At 52.2% G+C, this 6,349-nt stretch carries 6 protein-coding genes and 1 pseudogene; all 7 read left to right on the top strand.

All coding sequences use genetic code 11. From position 1 onward, the window contains the following. Positions 1-72, top strand: a pseudogene (locus AC13CY_RS15240) (IS200/IS605 family transposase); the annotation flags it as partial. 276 nt (positions 73-348) lie between these two features. After that, positions 349-882: a cupredoxin domain-containing protein gene (locus tag AC13CY_RS15235; RefSeq protein ID WP_483052760.1), complete on the top strand. Its 534-nt coding sequence runs from the start codon at positions 349-351 to the stop codon at positions 880-882. 14 nt (positions 883-896) lie between these two features. Next, positions 897-1,562: a response regulator transcription factor gene (locus tag AC13CY_RS15230; RefSeq protein WP_483052759.1), complete on the top strand. Its 666-nt coding sequence runs from the start codon at positions 897-899 to the stop codon at positions 1,560-1,562. Between the two features lie 55 nt (positions 1,563-1,617). Then, positions 1,618-2,883 (top strand): ATP-binding protein, encoded by a 1,266-nt coding sequence (locus tag AC13CY_RS15225; RefSeq protein WP_483052761.1) that lies wholly within the window; start codon positions 1,618-1,620, stop codon positions 2,881-2,883. A 68-nt stretch (positions 2,884-2,951) separates the two neighbouring features. Next, a complete protein-coding gene (locus AC13CY_RS15220; RefSeq protein ID WP_483052758.1) occupies positions 2,952-4,769 on the top strand; it encodes a copper resistance system multicopper oxidase in 1,818 nt (605 codons plus the stop codon). 9 nt (positions 4,770-4,778) lie between these two features. Then, positions 4,779-5,549, top strand: a complete 771-nt coding sequence (locus tag AC13CY_RS15215; protein WP_074211543.1) for a copper resistance protein B — start codon at positions 4,779-4,781, stop codon at positions 5,547-5,549. Between the two features lie 130 nt (positions 5,550-5,679). Continuing rightward, positions 5,680-6,096, top strand: a complete 417-nt coding sequence (locus AC13CY_RS15210; protein WP_139296639.1) for a hypothetical protein — start codon at positions 5,680-5,682, stop codon at positions 6,094-6,096. Positions 6,097-6,349: the final 253 nt, after the last annotated feature.

Raw genomic sequence — 6,349 nt, 5'->3', positions numbered from 1 at the left:
GCTTGTAGCGCAGGCGGAGCCACTATCGAGACGCTCAAGGCTTATGTGCAGGGACAGAAGACACCAGAATAGGGCCGCTTGTGCGGCCCCCGCTTACCTCCCCGCCCGAGTGGGCGAGGGTTCACGCGGGTTTTTGCTGAGGTTTAGGCGGAGGCTGCCATAGGCAATTGCACCAACAAGACGAAAAGTCATTGCTGCAGCGTTGACTCTAATCAGGGGGGGGCAGGATCCATCATCATGTTAGAAATGCTTTTGGGTAGCAGGCCATATTTTTACGTTAGGCTCAGGCTCGTTTCAGGTTAACGCCGTATAAAGAACAAGTGACAATAACCTCTGAGGTAAATGACCATGCGCAACATCTCCTTAACAACGTCTTTGTTTGCCCTTTCACTCAGTTTGATAACGAGTGCGGCATGGGCTTCGCCCGGCCAAGGCAGTGGTGACAATGGCCTAACCGAGGCTGACGTTGACCGCACGATCAGCCTTGAGGCTGGCGATATGTGGTTCGACCCTGAAGAGCTAGAACTGGCGGCTGGGGAGGTGGTTAAATTTGAAATCACCAACACCGGCAATTTAGAGCATGAATTTGTGATTGGTAGCAAAGAAGCCCAAGAAGAACATCGCCAGATGATGCTAAACATGGCCAATGGCGGAGGCCATGACATGTCAAATATGGCACACGGTGAAGGCCACGATATGTCCAATATGTCAAACGGCGATGGTCACGATATGGCCAATATGAGCATGGCAGGGGTGACCATTGCACCTGGCGAGACTGGGTCTCTATTATGGCGTGTTCCTGATAATGTTAACGAGCTAGAGTATGCCTGTAACATTCCTGGTCATTATGAATCCGGCATGTACGGTAATTTTTCTCTCTAATCTGACGCAGACCCATGAAACTGTTGCTACTCGAAGATGATGATTTGTTAGCAGAAAGCTTGGCAGAGAGTCTCAAGGACAACGGTTACCTGGTTGATTTGGCCGCTTCATTGAAAGCGGCCAAGTCGCTGATGGCAACCGAGGATTATGAGCTGGCTATTTTAGATGTCGGTTTGCCCGATGGGTCGGGGTTAGATCTTCTCGCTCATTGGCGCAAGCAGAAGCGCAGTACGCCTATTTTGGTTTTGACGGCGCGCGATACCTGGGAAGATAAAGTGATTGGACTTGAAACGGGAGCCGATGACTATCTCACCAAGCCCTTCCACGAAGCCGAACTCATGGCCCGCCTGAAGGCCTTGTTGCGTAGGCAGTCTGGTCAGTTATCTCAGGTGATTACGCTAAACGGTGTCTCGTTGGATGAGGCGGGTCAACGTGTGTGCTTAGAAGGGGAAACGTGGCGTTCGCTAACAGCAACGGAGTTTCGATTACTGCGCTACTTAATGCTTCATCCAGACCGTATTCACTCGAAAGATCAGCTACTAGAGCAGCTCTATGCCTTGGAGCAGGACGCTGCAGCACCTAACTTGGTGGAAGTCTATATCGCTCGTCTGCGTCGTTATCTCGGTAAATCAGTCATTCAAACGCGACGCGGTCAGGGGTATTTCTTTGCTTCACATTGATAGACGCAGTTTACGCATTCGGCTGCTCGCATGGCTAGGCGGCGTCGCGCTATTGGTGGTGGTCACCACGTGGCTATTGCATGGGATCTTTTTACAGAGCCTGGCAAGAGATTTTTTAGGTGAACGCTTACAACGTGAAGCAAACCACGCGGTCGCGCAGCTAGAGCAAGACCAAACGGCTGTACCGACTGCGCTCGACTCGGTTAGCCAAGGCTATCAAGTCTTTCATCATCTCTACGTACTCCGCTTCAATGGCTCGGTCAGCGCTTCCGACCCGCAATGGCAGCAACAGCTGGCTCCATTGCTGGAAGAAAACGGTGATGCCCTAATAGACGTGAATCGCGGAACGCAGCACATGCTCGTCTATCGTCGCCATTTTGAGTGGCAGGGCACGCAGGGTGTGCTATTGGTGGGCGAGGATTTTTCCCAAGTAGAAGCAGGGCTTGCAACTTTGCACTGGTGGGTTGGTGGGATCGCCGCCGTGCTTTTAGGGATGCTCATCTTACTCAATATGCTGGCGGTTAACCGTGGACTCATACCACTCTGGCAACTGCGCCAACAACTTGAAGCATTGCGCTCAGGCAAACGAGATCGCTTGTCATTAGTAGCCCCTTCGGAGCTAGATGAATTAGTCGACCAGTTGAACTGGTTCATGGACGACATCGATCTTCGTCTAAAGCGCTCGCGAGAATCGGTCGCGAACCTATCACATGCATTAAAAACACCGCTTGCAGCCGTGACTCAAGTGCTGCGTGGCAACCGGCCTATCGATGAGAACAGACGCCATAAACTACTCAGCCGTATTGAAGACATCAACGCCCAGTTGGATGCGGAGCTGCGTCGTTCACGTATCGCAGGTCCTAATGCGGGACGAATGGCCAACGTTACTCGTGATAGCTTACGGCTGATTGAGATGTTTCGTAGCCTCTATCCTGAGCGTATATTCGACCTGACTCACTCAGCAAGTGAGGAAGAACAAGTTCCCATTGAATCTCACGACTTTTCAGAAATATTAGGCATCGTGCTTGATAACGCAGGAAAATGGTCGAGCAGGCGCGTTCATTGCGATGTTGCCGTCACTGTAACTGCACTCACGCTAACGATTGATGATGATGGTCAGGGCGTTGCAAACGAGGAACTTTCGCGCTTGGGAGAGCGTGGTACACGTCTGGATGAGCGCCGCCCTGGCTACGGCTTAGGCCTTTCGATTCTTGCACAGTTAGTTGCCCGCTACTCGGGTTACTCTCAGTTTGAGCGAAGCCCGCTGGGTGGTTTACGCGTAACGATTGCTTTGCCCTTGACGGGCGAAGTAGTCAATTAATCATCATTCAGCTTTGATTCAGCTTCTTCCATCAAGATAGTGCTATTCACCATTGATGGGAGTTACACATGGCACGCTCAAGTATCATTTCTCGCCCTCTTTCTCGTCGGCAAGTGTTAAAAGGAGGCGCTGCCTTAGGCTTAGGTTCTGCTGCGGCAATGGGGTTAACTCCCGCCTGGGCAAACCCCTGGGGCCGTACCAATGTCTATGCTCAGGGCGTTGAAGAAGGGCCCGAAGTATCGCTGGCGATCCGCCGTGAATCGTTGCCTATTGACGGACAAGAAGCCCAACCCATTACCATTAACGGTACCAGTCCTGCCCCGCTGATTCGTTTGAAAGAAGGTCAAGACGCAGTACTGCGTGTCACCAACCTGCTGGACGAGCCCACCTCCATCCACTGGCATGGTCTTATTCTACCGCCGGAAATGGATGGTGTGCCTGGCGTTAGCTTTGCAGGTATCGCCCCTGGTGAAACCTTTACCTACCGTTTTCCCGTCCGTCAGAACGGTACCTACTGGTACCACAGCCACTCCGGCTTGCAGGAACAGCTCGGCCACGCCGGGCCGTTGATAATTGACGCCGCCGAGCGCGAACCCATCCGCTACGACCGTGAGCACGTATTGCTGCTCACCGACTGGACCTTTGAAGATCCCATGTCGGTGTTCCGTAATCTGAAATCCATGATAGATGGCTATTACAACTTCCAAGAGCGCACGATTGCTGATTTTTTCGCCGATGTTCGCGAAAAGGGTTTCTCACAAACTGCCGAGATGCGCGGCATGTGGGCCAAAATGCGCATGAGTTCTCGGGATATTGCCGATGTGACCGGCAGTACTTATACCTACCTGCTTAACGGTCACTCCCCCCAAGAAAACTGGAATGCGCTGTTCAAGGCTGGTGAGCGGGTACGACTACGCGTGATTAACGGGTCGGCGATGTCATACTTTGATGTACGTATACCTGGTTTGAAGATGACCGTCGTTGCTGCCGATGGCCAGCCAGTGCAACCCGTGCCTGTTGATGAGTTCCGTATTGGCGTGGCGGAAACGTACGATGTGCTTGTTTCACCAGAAGATGATCGAGCCTATACCATCTTCGCCGAAGCCATAGATCGGAGTGGCTACGCTCGCGCCACGCTAGCCCCGCGTGAAGGCATGCAGGCGGAGATTCCCAAGCGCCGCCAAATTGCCGACCGCGGCATGGAAGCCATGGGTATGGGCGGTATGGATCACTCCAACATGGCGGGGATGGATCACTCTGGCATGTCCAACATGTCGGGGATGGATCATTCCAGCATGGCTGGGATGGATCACTCCGGTATGTCCAACATGCAAGGCATGGATCACTCTACTATGGGGGGGATGGCAGCCGAGCAGGCCAAAATAGGCGCAAATGGTTTGCTTCTCGCCGGTGAAGCCCAGCCCGGCTCTCGCTACGACCAGGCGGGCATCGGCATCGACCCCGACGAACGACGCATATTAGTCTACCGGGATCTCAAAGCGATCACACCATGGCCTGATCGCCGTGAGCCAGGCCGTGAGCTTGAGCTGCACCTGACCGGCAATATGGAGCGTTATATATGGTCGTTCGACGGTAAGAAGTTTAGCGAAGTGACGGGCCCTATTCATTTTGAGAAAGATGAGCGGCTGCGCCTAATTCTGATTAACGACACCATGATGGAGCATCCTATCCACCTCCACGGCATGTGGATGGAGCTGGAAAACGGCCAGGGTGAATTGATACCACGCAAACACACCCTAAATGTGAAGCCCGGTGAGCGCGTATCTGCGTTGATCACCGCAGATGCAGAGGGCAGTTGGGCGTTCCACTGCCACCTTCTCTATCACATGGATGCCGGCATGTTCCGCGTTGTTCAGGTTTCTTAAGGAGGCAGTATGAAAACCAAGCACTACTTAACCCTCGCCAGCGCCGCCCTCGGCATGGCCGCCGCCACGACTGCTCAAGCCGAAGACGGCTATGACGCCCCGGCCGGCTGGCCGTCACCGGTCGTGGAGTACCCGATGACCACGGTACGGGTCGATCGCTTGGAATATGCTTCGCCCGACAAGGGGGGGGATGCCTTGGTCTGGGATTTCCAGGCCTGGTATGGCGGTGATTTCAATCGCCTATACGTGGAAAGCGAAGGCCAAAACGTCCAGGGCGATGGCGAAGATGCAGAATTCGAGTCCCTCAACCTGCTTTATAGTCGTTTGATTGCCGACTTCTGGGAACTTCAGGGCGGCATCGGTTATCAGGGCGGTATCGCTACGAATAACTATCCCGAACGCTATTTCGGCGTCATCAGCCTATTGGGGCTCGCCCCCTATCGCTTCGAGACCGATCTCGACTTGATGATAAGCGATGAAGGCGATATCTCCGCCAGCCTGGAAAGCGAGTACAATCTGCGCCTGACTCAGCGGCTCTACCTACAGCCGCGTACCGAAATTGCCGTAGCTGCCAGCGAAGTTAAGGAGTTTGGTGTGGGTGAGGGCCTTAACTCAGTGCGTGTCGGCATGCGCCTGGGCTACCAAGTGACCAGACGCTTTGCGCCTTACGTGGGCGCTTACTGGGAAAAACAGTATGGCGATACCGCTGACCTTTCTCGTGCTGGCGGGAATAATACCGAAGATACCGGCGTGGTGGCAGGTGTCAGGTTAATATTTTAAATCGTTAAGCACTCTATAACTTGCGCCACCGAAAGGTGGCGTTTTTTTTGCTAATAAACCACTAAATTCAGCTTCAACTCATACTCTAAGGTTATTATTAAATTATAAATAACCAGCGGAGTAAACCACCATGAAAATTAAAGCAATTGTTTTTAGTGCAGTAGTAGCAAGTATCCTCTCTACACCTGTATTAGCGAGCTTAGGCAATACAACACAGAATCTTCCCTTACTAGAAAGAGGCGTATCTTCTACACAGATGCTTGTCCAGGGGCAACCTAAGCGTTTCAATATTAACATTGAACAAGCGACTACACTGAAAGTAGTGAGTGAGCACTTTCCAGGATTTACCAGCACTGGCAACCGCATTTCAGCTGTTCTTTATAATGAGGCGGGACAGCAGGTAGCAGAAGCTTCCAGCCCACGGGGGCACTTCGAACTTGTTCGTCAGCTGCAACCGGGCAATTATCAGCTTGAGGTGAGTGGTAGCTCATTGGGAGGTAATAACCAAAGTGACAGTAACCGTTATGAACTACATGTCGCCTATTGATATCCTTTAGTCTTGACATGAATTAAGAAGGTCAGCCATGAGCTGACCTTTTTTATGAAAAACTAGTATCTCGGCAAACAAATTCAGCTTTAATTCAGGAATTTTCGCTAACGAGCTATGGTGATTTCTGGTGTATGGAAGCAGGCTGAAGGGGTGGCGTATCCTGTTGGTTGATCACCGCCAAGATCACAACCAACAGAGGAATGATACGCCATGTCCAAGTCTAACCTGCACGCTCTTTCACAACCAGAGG

It is taken from the genome of Vreelandella sp. L-15, assembly GCF_056857635.1.
This window is presented reverse-complemented; position numbering and strand designations above follow the sequence as displayed.